We start from the raw sequence: 17,228 nt of genomic DNA on the forward strand, positions 1-17,228 counted from the left end.
CGGGCATGTCACCGGTGTGTCGCATGTTGAGATGCGATCATCCACACTGCGGGACGCAACGGCCGCCGAGGCCACGCCCGCACGGTTTCCGGGTTCGCGGATCCGTCATCCCATCTGCTGTACGGACCGGGCCGTCTCGCCCATCGGACACCCGGCCGTCAGGAGGCTCCCACAAGGCCCTCGGGCCGCTGTCGGCGCGCCTGCCCGGCCCACGCCACCGCGCCCCGACCGGCTGCTCGGCCGACTCCCCGACCGGCTCCTCAGCCGACTCCCGACCGGCTACCCGACCGGCTACCCGACCGGCTACCCGACCAGCTTGACGTCCGAACCCTTCACCGAGATGTCGACGCCGTCCTCGGCCGCCTCGACCTTGTCGAGCTCGATGCCGCCCGGCAGCTCGTCGATCTTCTGCTGGAAGTCGGTGATGGACCGGATACGGCCCTCGGCGAGCTCGACGCCCAGCTTGGGCAGGGAGTCGGCGTGCACCCTCACCGTGTCGCCGTGGACGCTGACGGAGCTCAGCACCGAGACCGGCTGGGGCAGCTTGGTGCCGAGGACCGTCGCCGAGACCGTGACCTTGACCTTGCCGTCGCCGCCGTCGGAGAGGCCGATGACCTGGGCGGTGACACCGGGGGCCACCTGCGCGGGCTCGGACTTGGCGGCCTTGAGCAGCTCGTCGTAGGAGATGGTGGCGGTCCCCGTGGCGCTGTCGGCGGTGGCGGAGCTGTAGTCGCCGCTGAACGCGACACCGTGCATCTCGGCGTTCAGGTCGTCGATCCGGATCTTGGCGGTGGCGGCGTTCGTGCCGCCCGTCGACGCCTCGTAGTCCTTGATGCCGATCTTCACGTCGTCGAGCTCGCCGCTGACCACCTGGGTGAGGAAGGGGAAGCCCTCGATGGACACGTCGGGGGTGCTGGACAGACCCTCGGTGCTCTTGATCCGGTCGGCCGCCTCGTCCTCCGCGAATCCGACCGCCACCCGGTCCGCGATCACGAACAGGCCGCCCAGGACCACGACGACGATCAGGATTATTCGCAGCGCGCGCATGCTCGGTGTTCCCCCACCTCGGCCGGCTCGGTCGGTCTGGACGACCCGGGTGGCCGTCCAGCGCGAGCCTAACCCCGGCCGAGCGCGGGCCGGGGGTCCACAGGAAGTTGTCGATCACCTGTGACAAGGCCGCCGGACGGGGCGGCGGGCCTCAGCCCAGCGCCCTGCCCAACAGGTAGACCGCCGGGGCCGCCGCGGCCAGCGGAAGGGCGACACCCGCGGTGAAGTGGACGAACCGGGACGGGTAGTCGTAGCTGGCCACCCGGTGGCCGATCAGCGCGCAGGCACCCGCGCCGAGACCGAGGAGGGCCCCCTTCGCGCCCAGGTCCGTCGTACCGCCCAGCGCGACGCCGGCTCCCGCGGCGGCGAGCAGGGCCACCGCGACGGAGGCCGCCGTCGGCAGCGGCAGCGCACGGGCCAGGATCGCCACGGCGACCGCGGCCGCGCCCACCGTGACGGCGTCCGGTTCGGCCGCGAGGTGTCCGGCCGCGACGATCGACAGCGCCGCCGAGGCGACGGTCGCCATCAGCCCGTACATCCGGGTGTCCGGGTCGGCGTGGCTGCGCAGCTGCAGGACGAGGGTGAGGAGCACCCACACGCCGAGCGTGCCGAGGATCGCGGCGGGCGCGTTCTCCCGGCCGGCCACGAGCAGGGCGACGTCGGCGGTCACCGCGCCCAGGAAGGCGAGGGCGATGCCCTGCCGGGCCGGCCACATGCCGTTCAGCCGGAACCATCCCGCCGCGGTGACGGCCTGGAGAAGGACGAGGGGGACGAGCAGGGCGTACTCCCCGACCGCCGCGGTGCCGGACATCAGGAGCCCGAGCGCCGCCGTCAGCCCGGCGGGCTGGATCCCGGGCTCGATGATCGGCGAGCGGCCCTCGGCGCGGGCCCGCTGCGCGTCGGTGATGCGCGCGTTGCCGGTGAGGGTCGGCGGACCGTACCCGGACGCCCCGTCCTCGGCGGGCGCCCCGGGCTGCTGCGGCTGCGCCTGGACATGTGTCGACTGGGCCTGCGCCTGCTGGTGCTGCGGCTGGACCGGCTGCTGCTGGTACTGGGCCTGCTGGACCGGCTGCTGCTGGTACTGGGCCTGCGGCTGCTGCGCCTGCTGGTGGTGCTGAGCCTGCGGCTGCTGGTGCTGGACGGGCTGCTGCGCCTGGTGGCCCTGCTGCTGGTACTGGGCCTGGGTGTTGTCCCAGCCCTGAGCCGCACCGTGCGCGTTCACCTGCGGAAGCGGCTGCGCCGTGACGCCCGGCCCGTACCCCTGCCCGTACCCGTACGGCTCCTGGTACCCCTGGCCCTGATACGCCTGCTGATACCCCTGCGGCGGAAGGTAGGCCGTGTCCGCGGCCGGCACCGGGGGCTGCATCTGGGTCTCCCAGGTCTGCCCCTCCCACTGCTGGGTGTGCTGCTGCCAGTCGGGCTCGGGCGCGTTCTGCTGCTGCGGGTGGCCCGCCGACGGCTGCGACGCCTGCGACTGCTGCCGATACGGGTCGTATCCCTCGTGGGGATGCTCGTACCTGCCCTCGTGCGGCTGGTTGCTCATCGTCTCGCTCACCCTCCTGCGAACGGCGGGAGCACCTCGACCGTGCCGCCCTCGGCCAGCCGTACCGTCTCATGCTCGCGGGTACCCACGGGGTCACCGTCGATGAGGAACGAGCATCGCCGCAGGACGCGGACGAGTTCGCCGGGGTGTCGCTCGCGGGCCGCGTCGAGCGCCTCGGCGAGCGTGCCCGCGTCGTACGGCTCCTCCGCGACGCCCGCCGCGGACTTGGCGGCGGCCCAGTAACGCACCGTGCCCTTTGCCATCTCGTTCCTCAATCAGTGGCTTCGTGAGAATCAGTGGATCCTGTGAACACCGTCAGGCTAGCTGGCGTGCGTGACGGCCCAGTCGCCGATACGGGCCAGCAGCCCGTCGTCACTGGCGTTCTCGGCATGGCCCATGCCGTGCTCCAGCCACAGCTCGGCCCGACCGCCGGACGCGTCGGCGAGCATCCGCGGATGGTCCAGCGGGAAGTAGCCGTCCCGGTCGCCGTGGACGATCAGCAGCGGGGTGGGCGCGATGAGGGGGACGGACTCGACGGGGGACGCGGGCACCGGGTCCCACTCGCGGTGGTGGATGCGGGTGCGCAGACCGTAGCGGCCGACGACGCGACCGACCGGGCGGGTTACCAGCCAGTGCAGGCGCCGCATAGGGGCGGTGCCCCGGTAGTACCAGCGGGCCGGTGCGCTCACCGAAACCACCGCGTCCGTCCGCGCATCCGTGCGCCCCTCGTGCTCCTGGTCCCGTTCTCCCGGTTCTCCCGGCCGCACGGCCCGCTCCGCCGCGCCCGGTCCGTACAGCGCCGCGTGCCGCAGCACCACGGAGCCGCCCATGGAGAAGCCGACGGTCGCGATCCGTGTGTGTCCGAGCTCCCGTGCCCAGGCGACCGCGGCCGCCAGGTCGAGGACCTCCCGGTCGCCGACCGTGGAACGGCCCCCGGAACGGCCGTGACCACGGAAGGAGAAGGTGACGACCGCCGCGCTGCGCCCGAGGACCTCCGCCGCACGGCGCACGTGGGGGCGGTCCAGATCACCCGTGAAACCGTGCGCGACGACGATCGCGAGGTCACCCGAAGGCGTCGTTCCGGGGTCGTACGCGGCTTCGACGGACACTCCGTCCGTGGTGCGCAGAAACGTGCGCAGCGGGCCGCGCGACGCCGTCTCAAGGGGTGGACGACGGGAAGATCGCGTCACTTGACCTGCCGGACCTGAGCTCATGTGGGCTATTCTGCTGGGCAGAGGACTCGGGCAGCGTAGCCCCCGGGTCCTTTTGTGCTTTCGGAAGCGTTGTATACGAAGCGGGAAACCGCAGGTGTACGGGCGTCGGACGCGCAGCGGATCCCAGGGCGCGGGAACCGCACGTACGAAGCAGTGCCGCAAACGTCCTCGCAGGGACCGAGGAGGAACGAGACGTTATGGGCGAGCGAACCGTGCACGAACATATGACGACCCGGGCAGGAGGGGCGCGATGAGTTCTCTGCTGCTCCTCACCAATGCCCTCCAGCCGTCGACGGAGGTGCTTCCCGCTCTCGGCCTGCTCCTGCACAACGTGCGAGTGGCTCCGGCGGAAGGCCCCGCTCTCGTCGACACCCCCGGCGCCGACGTCATCCTCATCGACGGCCGCCGTGATCTGCCCCAGGTCCGCAGCCTGTGCCAGCTGCTGCGTTCCACGGGACCGGGCTGTCCGCTGATCCTCGTCGTCACGGAGGGCGGCCTCGCCGCCGTCACCGCCGACTGGGGCATCGACGACGTGCTGCTCGACACCGCGGGGCCGGCCGAGGTCGAGGCGCGGCTGCGCCTGGCCATGGGCCGCCAGCAGATCGTCAACGACGACTCCCCCATGGAGATCCGCAACGGCGACCTCTCCGTGGACGAGGCGACCTACAGCGCCAAGCTCAAGGGCCGGGTCCTCGACCTGACCTTCAAGGAGTTCGAGCTCCTGAAGTACCTCGCGCAGCACCCGGGCCGCGTCTTCACCCGCGCCCAGCTGCTCCAGGAGGTCTGGGGCTACGACTACTTCGGCGGCACGAGGACGGTCGACGTCCACGTGCGAAGGCTCCGCGCGAAGCTCGGACCCGAGCACGAGTCGCTGATCGGCACCGTCCGGAACGTCGGTTATCGATTCGTTACGCCCGAAAAGCTGGACCGCTCGGCGGACGAGGCGAAGGCCAAGGCGGCCCGGCCAAAGGCGGATGATGCGGACGAGACGGCTCGCCTGGACGCCGTGGACGCCACCGAGGTGACCGCGGAGGCCTAGAAGCCTCCCGTACGCCCTGCCCAGAGGCGGTCCATCCGCGTAGACTCCGCGCGTGGCCAAGGTGACTCGGGATGATGTGGCGCGACTGGCGGGGACTTCCACCGCGGTCGTCAGCTATGTCATCAACAACGGACCCCGGCCGGTCGCCCCGGCCACGCGCGAGCGCGTCCTCGCCGCGATCAAGGAGCTGGGATACCGGCCCGACCGGGTCGCCCAGGCCATGGCGTCGCGCCGCACCGAACTCATAGGCCTGATCATCCCGGACGCGCGTCAGCCGTTCTTCGGCGAGATGGCGCACGCGGTCGAACAGGCCGCCGCCGAGCGCGGGAAGATGGTACTCGTCGGCAACACCGACTACATCGCCGAGCGCGAGGTCCACTATCTGCGGGCCTTCCTCGGCATGCGGGTCTCCGGACTGATCCTCGTCAGCCACGCGCTGAACGACCACGCGGCCGCCGAGATCGACGCCTGGGACGCCCGCGTGGTGCTGCTGCACGAGCGCCCGGAGGCGATCGACGACGTCGCGGTCGTCACGGACGACCTGGGCGGCGCGCAGCTCGCGGTCCGCCACCTGCTGGAGCACGGGTACGAGTACGTCGCCTGTCTCGGCGGCACGGCCGAGACGCCCGCGGTCGGCGACCCCGTCTCCGACCACGTCGAGGGCTGGCGGCGCGCCATGCAGGAGGCCGGGATCCCCACCGAGGGCCGGCTCTTCGAGGCGCCGTACAACCGCTACGACGCGTACCAGGTCGCCCTGGAGCTGCTGGCGGGGCCCGACCGGCCGCCCGCCATCTTCTGCTCCACCGACGACCAGGCGATCGGTCTGCTGCGCGCGGCCCGCGAGCTGCGCATCGACGTGCCGGGCGAGCTGGCCGTGGCGGGCTTCGACGACGTGAAGGAAGCGGCCCTGACGGACCCGCCGCTGACAACGATCGCATCGGACCGCTCGGCCATGGCCCGCGCCGCCGTGGACCTCGTCCTCGACGACGGCCTGCGGGTGGCCGGCTCCCGCCGTGAACGGCTGAAGCAGTTCCCGTCGCGCCTGGTGGTCCGCCGCTCCTGCGGCTGCGAATAGCTGCCACGGCCGCGTACGGCCCGCGGCGGCCCGCACGGCTGCGCCGGCCCCGCGGGGATCGCGGGACCGGCGCGTCCGGGACGGCTCAGAACAGCAGGTTGTACTGGTTGAAGCCGCTGCCCAGGCCGATCCGTGAGCCGAAGAGGCTGCTGGAGGCCTTGTTGGTGCCCGGGTAGAGCCACAGCTTGCCGCCGGAGTCGCGGGTGACGACATCGGCGATGCCGTCACCGGTCACGTCGCCATTGGCGACGTACGAGGTGAAGTTCCAGCCCGTACGCGCCTGGATCCGCGTCGACCAGGGGGTGTGCTCCTGCTGGGTGCCCCGGTAGAGGTACAGGACGCCCGAGCTGTTGCGGACCAGCAGGTCGGCACGGCCGTCGCCGGACAGGTCGCCGTGGCCGAAGATCTTGACGTTCTTCCAGGACTTGTCGACGACCTTGACGCGCCCGTAGAACTGGCCGTTGCCCTTGCCCGGGTAGAGGTAGACCGAGCCGTCGGCGTCCACCGCGACCAGGTCGGGGCGGGCGTCACCGGTCATGTCGCCGGGGATGGCGTACGACTTGTAGCCGCCCCACACCGAGCTGATCTGCATCCACGTGAACTCGCCGGTGGAGTGGTCCAGGTAGTCCCGGTACAGCTTGCCGTCGCCCTTGTCGCGGACGATCAGGTCCTGGTAGAAGTCCCGGTCCAGGTCGGCCTGCAGGCCCCAGCTGATGCCCTGCCATCCGCTGCCCTGGAAGGCGCGCTGGGCGAGCGAGGTGCCCTTGCTGTCCTGCTCGAACAGCCCGCCGGAAGGGGTGCGCTCCAGGATGTCGGCCTTGCCGTCGAAGGACAGGTCGGTGTCGTCGATCCGCGGCTGGGCGGCCCAGGTGTACGAGGACACCTTGGTGAACACCGGGAAGGCGCCCTTGGCCGTGCAGCCCGAGACGCCCCACGAGACGATGCCGACGACCTTGCCCGCGACGATGACCGGGCCGCCGGAGTCGCCGTTGCAGGGACTCTTGGTGCCCTCGTCGGTTCCGGAGGCCGGGGTGCCGGCGCAGAACATCGAGCCCTCGATGAAGTCGTCCTCGCCGAGGACCGCCCTCATGGCGGAGTCGCAGGTGGCGTCGTCGCGCAGGGTCAGGTCGACCTTGCGGAGCTTGGCCGACAGATCGGCACCCTCGGCGCCGGAGGTCAGGCCCCAGCCGTAGACGGTGGCGGTGCTGCCCGGGTGGTACCAGGGGGTGTCGTTGGCGGCGGCCAGACGCATCCACTGCTGGTCCAGCGGGCGGTCGAGGGTGAGGACGGCGATGTCGTTCTGGATGGTGTCCTCGTTGTAGCGCGGGTGGTTCCACTGGCGCCAGACGCCCGCGACCGTGCCGCTGGTGCCGTCGTACAGGTCGGCGGTGCCGGCCACGACCGCGCCGTTCTTCTTCCAGTCGAGGCCCGCGACACAGTGCGCCGCGGTCAGGACCTTGTTCGGGGCGACGAGCGTGCCGCCGCAGAAGTAGCCCGCGCCCGTCGTGTCGTCGTAGTAGGCGAGCTGGACCATCCACGGGGCGCTCGAGATCGTCGTCTCGCTGCCGCCGATGATGAACGGCGTCTTCTTGGGGGCCGTCTCCGGGGTCGCCTGGTCCTTCGCCGCCTCGACCACCCGGCGGTGCAGTTCCTTGTCGGGGGCGGTCGGGGCGGGGTTCACGGACTGGGCGACGCTCGCGTCGGGCAGTCCGGCCGGGTTGTCGGCGGCGGTCGCGGGCTGCGCCGCGACCGCACCGGCGCAGGTCAGCGCCAGTGCGAGAGCGGCCGTGGGCAACGCCGTGACGGGGCGTCTGAAGCGACCGCGCAGGGCACGTATCACTCGGGGCTCCTGAGGTGGGTGCGTGTGGTGGTGTTCCGTGTCGTGAGAGGCCCGAAAAGGGCGTACGACGCACCGGCCCGAATGACGCGACAGCAGTCGCTGCATCGATTCAGGCCTACCGCGGAGCCCCCCTCCGGCGCGGAGAGCGTAGGCCTCAGGAGTCCCTGTGCACACGCCCTCCACAGCGGTCGGACAAGTATTCGTCCGTCGCCCTCCGTGTCATCACCCTCACGCAACCCGCTGTTTCCCGGGCGCGCGGGCCTTTATATCGGGCATACGAGGTTCTGTCGGGCTTCTCAGGGCACACTCAGGGAGCTCTCATGATCCCGGGACACTCTCAATTGCATGACCGAGAGCTTCCGCCGCAGCGGCGACCACCCCCAGGGCGACGACCACCAGCCGGCACACCCCCTGCACCCGGGGGCGGCTCATCACCGGCAGCACACCTCTTCACCGGTGAACCCCGAGTGGCCTCCCCCGCCGGCGTACGAGCCGGCCGCGCCGTACGCCGTCGAGCCGGGCACCACCGTGTGGCCGGGTACCGGTCAGGGCGGTGACGGAGGCGACGGCCACGGCGGCGGCTGGACCGGGTACCCGGAGCCGGACTCCGCTCCCACCGCGGCGTTCGCCACCGTCCAGGCCGAGCCGGCCGCACCCGCGAAGAAGCGCGCCAAGGGCCCCCTGGCCCTGCTCGCGGCGGTCGCCATAGTCGCCGCGGCCATCGGCGGCGGCACCGCGTACGGCATCCAGGAGCTCACCGGCAACGACACCGTGGCCTCCAGCAGCACCAGCACCAACGTGGTGCCCACCAGCCAGAAGGGCACGGTCGCCGGGGTCGCCAAGGCGGTGAGCCCGAGCATCGTCGAGATCGGCGCGACCTCGAACGCGGGCTCGTCCACCGGATCGGGCGTGATCATCACGACCGACGGCGAGATCATCACCAACAACCACGTCGTCTCCGGCGCCTCGTCGATCAAGGTGCAGCTGAGCAACGGCAAGTCCTACACCGCGCAGGTCGTCGGCACCGACAGCAAGAAGGACCTCGCGCTGATCAAACTGGAGGACGCGCCGTCCGGTCTGAAGACCGCGACGCTCGGCAACTCCGACGGCGTCCAGGTCGGCGACCAGGTCGTCGCGATCGGCTCCCCCGAGGGCCTGACCGGCACCGTCACCAGCGGCATCGTCTCCGCGCTCGACCGTGACGTGACCGTCTCGACCGACGAGAGCCAGGGCCAGCAGCAGGGCGACGGCGGCGGCCGGTGGCCGTTCGAGTTCGGCGGCCGCGAGTTCAACGGCGACACCGGGTCGTCGACGACGACGTACAAGGCGCTCCAGACCGACGCCTCGCTCAACCCGGGCAACTCCGGCGGCGCCCTGATCGACATGAACGGCAACATCATCGGCATCAACTCGGCGATGTACTCGGCCGCTTCGGACTCGTCCTCCTCGTCGAGCGCGGGCAGCGTCGGTCTCGGCTTCGCCATCCCGATCAACACCGTCAAGGCAGACCTGGCCGATTTGCGGGCAGGTGGCTCGGACAGCTGACCGCACGCCCGGACGAGCGTGCACCACCGCCCCCGAGGGGCACCGATCCAGGAGGTTCGTCATGATCAAGCAGATAGCGCACGCGACGGTCGCCGGCATCGATCCGGCCAAGCTGGACCTGGCCCTGGCGGTCGTCGGGGAACTGCACGCCCCCTCCACGACCCGGGCGCCCGAGATCGCGCCGCAGCTGATGGGCCTCCGCACCCCCGCCACCCGGACCCACCGCCGCCGCGTGCGCCTGCACCGGCTGGACGCCCTGCGGGGCTGACCGTGCCCGCCAGGCAGCCGGCGCCGGACCGGTCCGCCGTACGCACCGGGGGCAGCACGCCCCGGCCGGCGGGCCCCCGGCGGCCCGCCGGTCCTCTCCGCGCCCGCCCGGAAACGTGCGAGGCTGAATGAGTCGAGCCCCGTCCCGTCGCACCCCCTAGGAACCGACGCCCATGAGCCCCGCCGATGGCGACCGTGACCCCCAGCGCATCCTGATCGTCGACGACGAGCCGGCCGTGCGCGAAGCACTCCAGCGCAGCCTCGCCTTCGAGGGGTACGAGACCGAGGTCGCGGTCGACGGCGCGGACGCCCTGGAGAAGGCGACGGCCTGCCGACCCGACCTGGTGGTCCTGGACATCCAGATGCCGCGCATGGACGGGCTGACGGCGGCACGCCGGATGCGCGGCGCGGGCACGACCACGCCGATCCTGATGCTCACCGCGCGTGACACGGTCGGCGACCGCGTCACCGGCCTGGACGCCGGCGCCGACGACTACCTCGTGAAGCCGTTCGAGCTCGACGAGCTCTTCGCCCGGGTCAGGGCGTTGCTGCGGCGCAGCTCGTACGCCGCGGCGGCGGTCGGCAGCCAGGAGGACGACGCACTCGTCTTCGGCGACCTCCGGATGGACCTGGCGACCCGTGAGGTCACCCGGGCGGGCCGTCCCGTCGAGCTGACCCGCACGGAGTTCACCCTGCTGGAGATGTTCATGGCCCACCCGCGCCAGGTCCTCACCCGCGAGCAGATCCTGAAGGCGGTCTGGGGCTTCGACTTCGAGCCCTCGTCCAACTCCCTCGACGTGTACGTCATGTACCTGCGCCGCAAGACCGAGGCGGGCGGCGAGCCGCGCCTGGTGCACACGGTGCGGGGTGTGGGCTACGTCCTCAGGTCGGGCGGCGCGGAGTGATCCGCAGGTTCCGGGCCCTGCCGCTGCGGTCGCGACTGGCGTTGCTGGTGGCGGCGGCAGTGGCGTTCGCCGTGGCCGCCGTGTCCGTGACGTGCTGGTTCATCGTGCGCGGCAAGCTGTACGACCAGGTCGACAGCGAGCTGAAGTCGCAGGCGAGCCACCCCATGCGGCCCGCCATCGTCGACAGCATCGCCAACTGCGGCCAGACCGACCAGAGCGACCAGGCACCGGATCCGGGCGAGCTCCGCGCGAACACCGAGTACTACCTCCAGGTGGTCAAGGTCGACGGCGAGTCCTGCGTCTCCTCGAACTCCTTCGGCACCGTCAAGGTCACCGACAGCGACACCGGCCTGGCAAAGAACCCGGTCCGCGACGAAGGCATCCTCCGCAACGGCGTCGACACCAAGGGCAACCCCGTACGCGTACTGACGGCCCCCCTGACGATCGACGGGCCCAACGGCCACCCGACCGTGGTGGCCGACGCCGCCGTCCTGAACGCCCTGCCGCTCAGCGGCACCAACTCCACGCTCAGCGAGCTGGCCGTGTTCCTCCTCGTCGTCGGCGGCGTCGGAGTGGTCGGCGCCGGGGCGGCCGGGCTGGCCGTCGCCCGCGCCGGGCTGCGCCCCGTGGACCGCCTCACCGAGGCCGTCGAGCACGTGGCCCGCACCGAGGACCTCACCATCCGCATCCCCGTGGAGGAGGACAGCGAGGACGAGGTCGCCCGGCTGTCCCGCTCCTTCAACTCGATGACGTCCGCCCTCGCCAGCTCCCGCGACCTCCAGCAGCAGCTCATCGCCGACGCGGGCCACGAACTGCGGACGCCGCTCACCTCGCTGCGGACGAACATAGAGCTCCTCTCCCGCAGCGAGGAGACCGGCCGGCCGCTCCCCCCGGCCGACCGCAAGGCGCTCCTCGCCTCGGTCACCGCGCAGATGACCGAGCTGGCGGCACTGATCGGCGACCTCCAGACGCTGTCACGGTCGGACTCCGGACAGCCCTCCGACCGCTTCGAATTCGTCGCCCTGGAGGACACCGTCGAGGCGGCACTGCGCCGGGCCCGGCTGCGCGGGCCCGAGCTGACGATCACGGCGGACCTCCAGCCCTGGTTCGTGAAGGCCGAGCCCGCCGCGCTGGAGCGGGCCATCGTGAACATCCTCGACAACGCGGTGAAGTTCAGCCCCGAGGGCGGCACGATCGAGGTCGTGCTGAAGGAAGGCGAGCTGACGGTCCGCGACCATGGGCCGGGGATCCCCGCGGAGGAGCTCCCGCACGTCTTCGACCGCTTCTGGCGCTCGCAGTCCGCCCGCGCGCTGCCCGGGTCGGGGCTCGGTCTTTCGATCGTGGCCCGTACGGTGCAGCAGTGCGGGGGCGAGGTGTCGCTCGGGCCCGCGCAGGGGGGCGGTACGGTCGCGACGGTTCGGCTGCCCGGGGCGCCGACGCCGCCGCCGGAACTCTTCGGCACGTACGAGAAGTTCGAGCCCTACGAAACGGAATGACACCCTGGGCTCACCTGAGTAATCGAGCTCACCGGGACACCCCGTCACCCGCAGACACTCCCGGCCCACCCCGGCACCCGCGAACACTCCCGGCCCACCCCGTCCCCCTCGGGCACTCCCGGCCCACCCTGGCTCACCTGGGCATTCCCTGCTTCCCTGCTTCCCTGCCCGTCGCGCCCAACGCCGCGGTCGGCCCACGACGCTTCGCCGCCCCCACCGCCCCTGCCCGGCCCGTCGACCTGAACGGCCTCGTCCTCAAACGCCGGACGGGCCGGAAGTGATTTGAACACGTTCAAAATCTATGTCAGGGTGCGGCATGCGTTCTTGAGCCCGCCCGCCGGTCGCGCACGCGGCCTGCGGAACCCGCTGGGGGTGGAGTGTGTTGCGTCGCTGCCGTAGTGCGCTGATCTTGCTCGCCATGGCCCTTGCTCTCACGGCCTGCGGAAGGTTCACGGTCATGCCGCCGCCCGAAGGCGAACCGGTCGTGCTGAAACCAGCCGAACTTGCGACCACGTGGACCGATGCCGACGGCGGCACCCTGACGCTGAAGCAGGACGGGACGTTCATCGCCGACAAAGTCTGCGTCGCGGTCGGCTGGTACGACAGTTTGGCCTGGTCCGGAACAGGCACCTGGGAGCAAGGCTCCGACAAGAAGCAGAGCTTCGTCGGTGTGACCTTCCACGCCGCTCACTCCTACGACGCCGCTCATCCCGAAAGGGATGAGCGGCGGCCCGATTCCTACGCCGCCTTGAGGCAGGGCAAGGTCCTGAAGCTCTGGGCCCCCGTCGGCGATCCGGACAACGACTACCCGCACTGCATCCTGGCCAGCCCGGCGAGCTGACCCGGCTGCCGCGCGGCCGGGTGACCACGGCAGGGGAAACCACCCGCGGGTCGGGGTCGGGAGCGGGCGCCGGACGGGACGTGAGCCGGCGCCGGACGGCACGGGCGCTGCCGCCGGTCAAGCCAACGGCCGGCCCTCGGCCCCGATCACACCCGCACCCGCCCTCTCACGGAAGGGGCCGTGCCGGTGAATCAAATGCCCGTTGCGGACGGCGCCACGCACCCACCGAGGTCCTACCAGCACCGCCCCGCACGAGGGCTGCAACGGGCGGATCACCGGCACGGACCCGACCCACCCACCGGAGCGGCGGCGGCGAGGTCCGGTGCAGCGAGACGCGCGTACGTGCCGCCGTGGGCGATCAGCTCCTCGTGGGTACCCGACTCCACCAGGCGTCCACCATCGACGACGAGGATGCGGTCCGCGTCGGGCGCCAGCGACAGGTCATGCGTGATCATGACGGTCGTCCGGCCCGCCATCAGGCGGCGCAGCGGCCCGACCACCCGGCGCGCGGCGACCGAGTCGAGCCCGGCCGTCGGCTCGTCGAGGACGAGGACCGGCGCGGCGCGGAGCATGGCGCGGGCGATGGCGATCCGCTGCAGCTGGCCGCCGGAGAGTGTCGCCGTGCCGGGCGCGATCTCGGTGTCGTACCCGTCGGGCAGCGCGCTGATGAAGTCGTGCGCGAAAGCATCCACCGCGGCCTGCTCGATCGCCGCCACGGACGCCCCCGGCCGACCGCAGGCGATGTTCTCGCGGATCGTGCCGTGCAGGACGAGCGTCTCCTGGGGCAGCAGCGTCACGTTCTCGCGCAGGAACTCCAGGGACATGTCGCCCAGCGGGACGCCGTCGAGACGGATCACCCCGTCCGTCGGGTCGTAGAAGCGGGTCAGCAGCTTGGAGAGCGTGGACTTCCCGGCGCCGCTGGGGCCGGTGACGATGACGAGTTCACCGGGTCCGGCCGTGAAGGTCACGTCGCGCAGACAGTCCCGCTCGTCCCCCGGGTAACGGAACGAGACGCGGTGCAGCCCGACCCAGCCGCCCACGGGCCACGCCCGCACCGGTTCGGCCGGGTCACGGACGGCGGGCTCGGCGTCCAGGATCTCCTGGAGCCGCTCCGCCCCGGCGGTGGCGGCGGTGACGGTGAGCCCCAGCTGGCCGAGGGCCCGCACCGGCGGGTACAGGTAGCCGAGGAACGCGGCGAAGGCGAGCAACTGCCCGAGGGACATCCGCCCCTGGGAGATCTCCCAGGCCCCGAGGCCGATCACCGCGAGCACGCACAGCGTCTCGAGGACCTCGACGAGCTGCTCGTACTTCTCGCTCGCCCGCGCCCCCCGCACGGACGCCCGCATCCAGGCGCGCGCCTCACGGTCGAGCCGTCTCTCCTCGGCACGCCGCCGGTTGTACGCCTGGGTGAGCACCACGTTGCCGAGCGCCTCCTCGACGACCGAGGTGATCGCGCCGTCGGCGGCCCGCTCCTCCTGGGAGGCGGCCTTGATCCGCCCGGAGAAGCGGCGTGCCGCGACGAGGAAGAGCGGCGCGAGGACGAAGGTGACGAGCGCCAGGTCCCAGCGGAGCCAGAGCGCGGCGGCCGCGTAGAAGAGTGCCGAGAACGCGGCCGAGACCGTCCCGACGACGCCCGACACGACCATCCGCTCGATGGCCTCGACATCGCCGGTGAGCCGTTCGACCAGGTCGCCCCGCCGGTGGCGCCGGAAGAAGTGCGGGGGCAGCTCCTGGACGTGCCGGAACACCGCCGCACGCAGCCGCAGCACGAATCTCTCGGCGGTCCACACGGCGAGCGAGTTGCCGAGGTAGCCGACGAGCGCGCCGAGCACCGCGACACCGAGCCAGGCGCCGGCGGGGCCCCAGAACGCGGACACCGACCCCGCCCCGAGCGCGTGGTCGGTGAGATCCGCGAAGAGCAGGATGGACGCCGTCTCGGCGAGCGCGGCCAGCACCACGCAGCCGGTGATCAGCACCAGCCAGGTGCGGTCCCCGCGCGTGAGCGGCCAGAACCGCGCGAACGCCTCCCGAACTTCCCGCATGAATCCTCAACTCCCTTTCGGAACCCCGGAATGAACCCCGGAAACGGCCGAGGCGGGGTCACCGGAAAAATTCCGGGACCCCGCCTCGCGGCTGCTGCTAGCGGCCCTGCCGACCCACCGGACGCGGCTTCGGCGCGGCGGCGGCCTTCTTCTCGACGGGCTTCGGCGCAGGCTTGGGAGCGGCCTTGCGGTGCTTCTTGACCGGGGCGATCTTGTGGAAGCTCATGGGTTCTCCTTCTTCCCTGTGGGTGAATTCCCTTTGTCGTTCGCGCTGTTCGCTTTCGACATGGAAAACATTACGGGAGCCCGGACCCTGAAATCGCCAATTCTGCTGAGACCTCGATGAATTACGACTGAAAGTAATTCTCAGAGTGGCGGCGGAACTGAGCCGCCACTCACACAGAACTTATTACCGGCCTCACTTGGAACTTACCTGGGAAACGGACATCCATTTCCCAGGCGCATTCCATGACCGGTGCCGTCACTTCAGAATCGTGATCCGGTTCGCCGCGGGCACCGGGTAGGGGTTGGTGGCCGAGGAGTTGGCCGTCAGGAAGGACTCGAAGGCCGCCAGGTCGTCGCTTCCGACCAGGACACCGGTGCCCTTGCCGAGCTCGGCGAAGCCGTCGCCGCCGCCCGCGAGGAAGGAGTTCATCGCGACGCGGTAGGTGGCGGCCGGGTCGATGGCCGCGCCGTTGAGCTTGATCGAGTCGGTGACGACACGGGCGGCGCCCGTCTTCGTCAGGTCCAGCGTGTAGGTGAGGCCGGAGGAGATCTGGAGGATCTTCGGCGCGGCCTCGTTGGCGCCGCTGACCTGCTGCTGGAGCGCGGTGATCAGCTGCGCGCCGGTCAGGTTCACGAGGTTCACGGTGTTGGAGAAGGGCTGCACCGTATACGCCTCGCCGTACGTCACCACGCCGTCGCCCTCGCCGCCGCTCGCGGCGTAGGTGAGACCGGCGCGGATGCCGCCCGGGTTCATCAGCGCGAGATCGGCCTCGGGATCGAGCGACTTGGCGTGGGCGAGCTGCGCGTCGGCGATCACGTCACCGAGCGGGGACTCGGTGCCGGCGTTGCCGATCTCTCCGGCGATGTAGCCGATGGGACGCGAGGCGATCGGGGCGGAGAGGGTCTTCCACTTGCCGATCAGCGCCGTCATGTCGGCGGCCTTCGCCACGTCACGGGTCACGACGTGGTTCGCGGACTTCACCGCCGTACGGGCGATGTCCCCGGTCCAGCGGTCGTAGGTCAGCGTGGTGTCCGTGTAGAGGCGGCCGAAGGAGGACGCCGAGGTGACCATGCGGGGGTTGCCCGCCGGGTCGTCGATCGTGCACGCGTACGCCTGGTGGGTGTGGCCGGTGACGAGCGCGTCCACGGCCGGCGAGACGTTCTTGGCGATGTCGACGATCGGGCCGGAGATGCCGCTGCCGGGGCCGGGGCTGTCGCAGTCGTAGTTGTACGACTGCGAGACGGGCGCGCCGCCCTCGTGGATGAGCGCGACGATCGACTTCACGCCCTGGCGCTGGAGCACCTTGGCGTACTTGTTGATCGTCTCGACCTCGTCGCCGAACTTCAGGCCCTTGACGCCCTCGGCGGAGACGATGTTCGGGGTGCCCTCCAGGGTCACGCCGATGAAGCCGACCTTGACGCCGTTCTTCCGCCACACCCAGTACGGCTTGAGGATCGGCTTGTCGGTCTTCTCGTCGGTGACGTTCGCCGCGAGGTAGGGGAAGTCGGCGCCGCGGAACTTCGCGTGGTCGTCGTAGCAGCCGTCCTTCGGGTGGCAGCCGCCGTTCTGGAGCCGTGCGAGCTCCTTTGCGCCCTCGTCGAACTCGTGGTTGCCGACGCTCGTCACGTCCAGGTCGAGCTTGTTCAGCGCGTCGACCGTGGGTTCGTCGTGGAAGAGCCCGGAGATCAGCGGGGAGGCGCCGACCATGTCCCCGGCCCCGGCCGTGATCGAGTACTTGTGGTTCTTGCGGGCCTCGCGCAGATGGGTGGCGAGGTACTCCACGCCGCCCGCGTCGATCGTCTTCGTCGTGCCGTCGGCCTGCTGCTCGGTGACGCGGCCGGAGGAGCCGGACGGCGGCTCCAGGTTGCCGTGCAGGTCGTTGAAGGACAGCAACTGCACGTCCTGGTAGCGGCCGCTGCCCTTGTGGTGCGACGGAGTCGCCGTGTCCTGGCCGGCGCTCGCGGGCATCGCGGAGGCCAGCGCACCGACGGTGGCCAGTCCTGCCGCTGCAGCGAGCATGCGATGAGTACGTCTGAGCCGGGGCGTCGGCTGCATGGGATCCCCCCTGGAGACCGGTGAGTGCTGCGGGAGCGAGGACCGCCGCGGGGGCGGTCCGCCGGAACCACGAGAACTGTGGGACGGCTGTGG

General features: G+C 71.2%; 15 protein-coding genes. 7 read left to right on the forward strand and 8 right to left on the reverse strand.

The window, feature by feature from the left end; genetic code table 11:
* Positions 1-303: 303 nt before the first annotated feature.
* The 4 genes from ABEB03_RS13390 to ABEB03_RS13405 all read right to left on the reverse strand — a co-directional run bounded on the left by ABEB03_RS13390 (position 304) and on the right by ABEB03_RS13405 (position 3,804).
* A complete protein-coding gene (locus tag ABEB03_RS13390) occupies positions 304-1,047 on the reverse strand; it encodes an LmeA family phospholipid-binding protein (protein ID WP_095935209.1) in 744 nt (247 codons plus the stop codon).
* 151 nt (positions 1,048-1,198) lie between these two features.
* Positions 1,199-2,590 (reverse strand): hypothetical protein, encoded by a 1,392-nt coding sequence (locus ABEB03_RS13395; RefSeq protein WP_345646851.1) that lies wholly within the window; start codon positions 2,588-2,590, stop codon positions 1,199-1,201.
* An 8-nt stretch (positions 2,591-2,598) separates the two neighbouring features.
* Positions 2,599-2,853, reverse strand: a complete 255-nt coding sequence (locus tag ABEB03_RS13400; RefSeq protein WP_028804339.1) for a MoaD/ThiS family protein — start codon at positions 2,851-2,853, stop codon at positions 2,599-2,601.
* A gap of 57 nt (positions 2,854-2,910) precedes the next feature.
* Positions 2,911-3,804 carry an alpha/beta hydrolase gene (locus ABEB03_RS13405; RefSeq protein ID WP_345646855.1) on the reverse strand — a complete coding sequence of 298 codons (894 nt, stop codon included), beginning with the start codon at positions 3,802-3,804 and terminating at the stop codon, positions 2,911-2,913.
* A gap of 250 nt (positions 3,805-4,054) precedes the next feature.
* On the opposite strand from ABEB03_RS13405, the gene ABEB03_RS13410 reads away from it, so the two are divergent.
* The gene (locus tag ABEB03_RS13410; protein ID WP_345646858.1) at positions 4,055-4,843 is read left to right on the forward strand and encodes a winged helix-turn-helix transcriptional regulator; all 789 of its coding nucleotides are present in this window, start codon (positions 4,055-4,057) and stop codon (positions 4,841-4,843) included.
* 52 nt (positions 4,844-4,895) lie between these two features.
* Positions 4,896-5,918: a LacI family DNA-binding transcriptional regulator gene (locus tag ABEB03_RS13415; protein WP_345646861.1), complete on the forward strand. Its 1,023-nt coding sequence runs from the start codon at positions 4,896-4,898 to the stop codon at positions 5,916-5,918.
* Positions 5,919-6,003: 85 nt separating this feature from the next.
* Here ABEB03_RS13415 and ABEB03_RS13420 read toward each other — a convergent pair whose 3' ends face one another.
* Positions 6,004-7,758 (reverse strand): trypsin-like serine protease, encoded by a 1,755-nt coding sequence (locus tag ABEB03_RS13420; protein ID WP_345646866.1) that lies wholly within the window; start codon positions 7,756-7,758, stop codon positions 6,004-6,006.
* A gap of 345 nt (positions 7,759-8,103) precedes the next feature.
* On the opposite strand from ABEB03_RS13420, the gene ABEB03_RS13425 reads away from it, so the two are divergent.
* From ABEB03_RS13425 to ABEB03_RS13445, 5 genes are all read left to right on the forward strand, one after another.
* Positions 8,104-9,303: a S1C family serine protease gene (locus ABEB03_RS13425; RefSeq protein ID WP_345646869.1), complete on the forward strand. Its 1,200-nt coding sequence runs from the start codon at positions 8,104-8,106 to the stop codon at positions 9,301-9,303.
* Between the two features lie 61 nt (positions 9,304-9,364).
* Positions 9,365-9,571, forward strand: a complete 207-nt coding sequence (locus ABEB03_RS13430) for a hypothetical protein (protein ID WP_345646872.1) — start codon at positions 9,365-9,367, stop codon at positions 9,569-9,571.
* 172 nt (positions 9,572-9,743) lie between these two features.
* Positions 9,744-10,475 (forward strand): response regulator transcription factor, encoded by a 732-nt coding sequence (locus ABEB03_RS13435; RefSeq protein ID WP_345646875.1) that lies wholly within the window; start codon positions 9,744-9,746, stop codon positions 10,473-10,475.
* On the forward strand, positions 10,472-11,971 hold the full coding sequence (locus ABEB03_RS13440; RefSeq protein WP_345646878.1) for a sensor histidine kinase: 1,500 nt from the start codon (positions 10,472-10,474) through the stop codon (positions 11,969-11,971). The genes ABEB03_RS13435 and ABEB03_RS13440 overlap by 4 nt, the downstream gene beginning before the upstream one ends.
* Before the next feature lie 457 nt (positions 11,972-12,428).
* On the forward strand, positions 12,429-12,812 hold the full coding sequence (locus ABEB03_RS13445) for a hypothetical protein (RefSeq protein ID WP_345646881.1): 384 nt from the start codon (positions 12,429-12,431) through the stop codon (positions 12,810-12,812).
* A gap of 272 nt (positions 12,813-13,084) precedes the next feature.
* Here ABEB03_RS13445 and ABEB03_RS13450 read toward each other — a convergent pair whose 3' ends face one another.
* The 3 genes from ABEB03_RS13450 to ABEB03_RS13460 all read right to left on the reverse strand — a co-directional run bounded on the left by ABEB03_RS13450 (position 13,085) and on the right by ABEB03_RS13460 (position 17,135).
* Positions 13,085-14,854: an ABC transporter ATP-binding protein gene (locus tag ABEB03_RS13450; protein WP_345646884.1), complete on the reverse strand. Its 1,770-nt coding sequence runs from the start codon at positions 14,852-14,854 to the stop codon at positions 13,085-13,087.
* A gap of 97 nt (positions 14,855-14,951) precedes the next feature.
* Complete coding sequence (locus ABEB03_RS13455) at positions 14,952-15,080, reverse strand: hypothetical protein (protein WP_257004838.1); 129 nt, start codon at positions 15,078-15,080, stop codon at positions 14,952-14,954.
* A gap of 255 nt (positions 15,081-15,335) precedes the next feature.
* On the reverse strand, positions 15,336-17,135 hold the full coding sequence (locus tag ABEB03_RS13460) for a bifunctional metallophosphatase/5'-nucleotidase (RefSeq protein ID WP_345646889.1): 1,800 nt from the start codon (positions 17,133-17,135) through the stop codon (positions 15,336-15,338).
* Positions 17,136-17,228: the final 93 nt, after the last annotated feature.

The sequence above is a fragment of the Streptomyces siamensis genome (assembly GCF_039543605.1).
GTDB classification, from domain to species: Bacteria; Actinomycetota; Actinomycetes; order Streptomycetales; family Streptomycetaceae; genus Streptomyces; species Streptomyces siamensis.

Coding starts and splice junctions, on each gene's coding strand:
- ABEB03_RS13430 (WP_345646872.1), top strand. CDS start 9,365: ATGATCAAGCAGATAGCGCACGCGACGGTCGCCGGCATCGATCCGGCC.
- ABEB03_RS13390 (WP_095935209.1), bottom strand. CDS start 1,047: ATGCGCGCGCTGCGAATAATCCTGATCGTCGTCGTGGTCCTGGGCGGC.
- ABEB03_RS13435 (WP_345646875.1), top strand. CDS start 9,744: ATGAGCCCCGCCGATGGCGACCGTGACCCCCAGCGCATCCTGATCGTC.
- ABEB03_RS13400 (WP_028804339.1), bottom strand. CDS start 2,853: ATGGCAAAGGGCACGGTGCGTTACTGGGCCGCCGCCAAGTCCGCGGCG.
- ABEB03_RS13410 (WP_345646858.1), top strand. CDS start 4,055: ATGAGTTCTCTGCTGCTCCTCACCAATGCCCTCCAGCCGTCGACGGAG.
- ABEB03_RS13460 (WP_345646889.1), bottom strand. CDS start 17,135: ATGCAGCCGACGCCCCGGCTCAGACGTACTCATCGCATGCTCGCTGCA.
- ABEB03_RS13450 (WP_345646884.1), bottom strand. CDS start 14,854: ATGCGGGAAGTTCGGGAGGCGTTCGCGCGGTTCTGGCCGCTCACGCGC.
- ABEB03_RS13405 (WP_345646855.1), bottom strand. CDS start 3,804: ATGAGCTCAGGTCCGGCAGGTCAAGTGACGCGATCTTCCCGTCGTCCA.
- ABEB03_RS13445 (WP_345646881.1), top strand. CDS start 12,429: ATGCCGCCGCCCGAAGGCGAACCGGTCGTGCTGAAACCAGCCGAACTT.
- ABEB03_RS13455 (WP_257004838.1), bottom strand. CDS start 15,080: ATGAGCTTCCACAAGATCGCCCCGGTCAAGAAGCACCGCAAGGCCGCT.
- ABEB03_RS13395 (WP_345646851.1), bottom strand. CDS start 2,590: ATGAGCAACCAGCCGCACGAGGGCAGGTACGAGCATCCCCACGAGGGA.
- ABEB03_RS13425 (WP_345646869.1), top strand. CDS start 8,104: ATGACCGAGAGCTTCCGCCGCAGCGGCGACCACCCCCAGGGCGACGAC.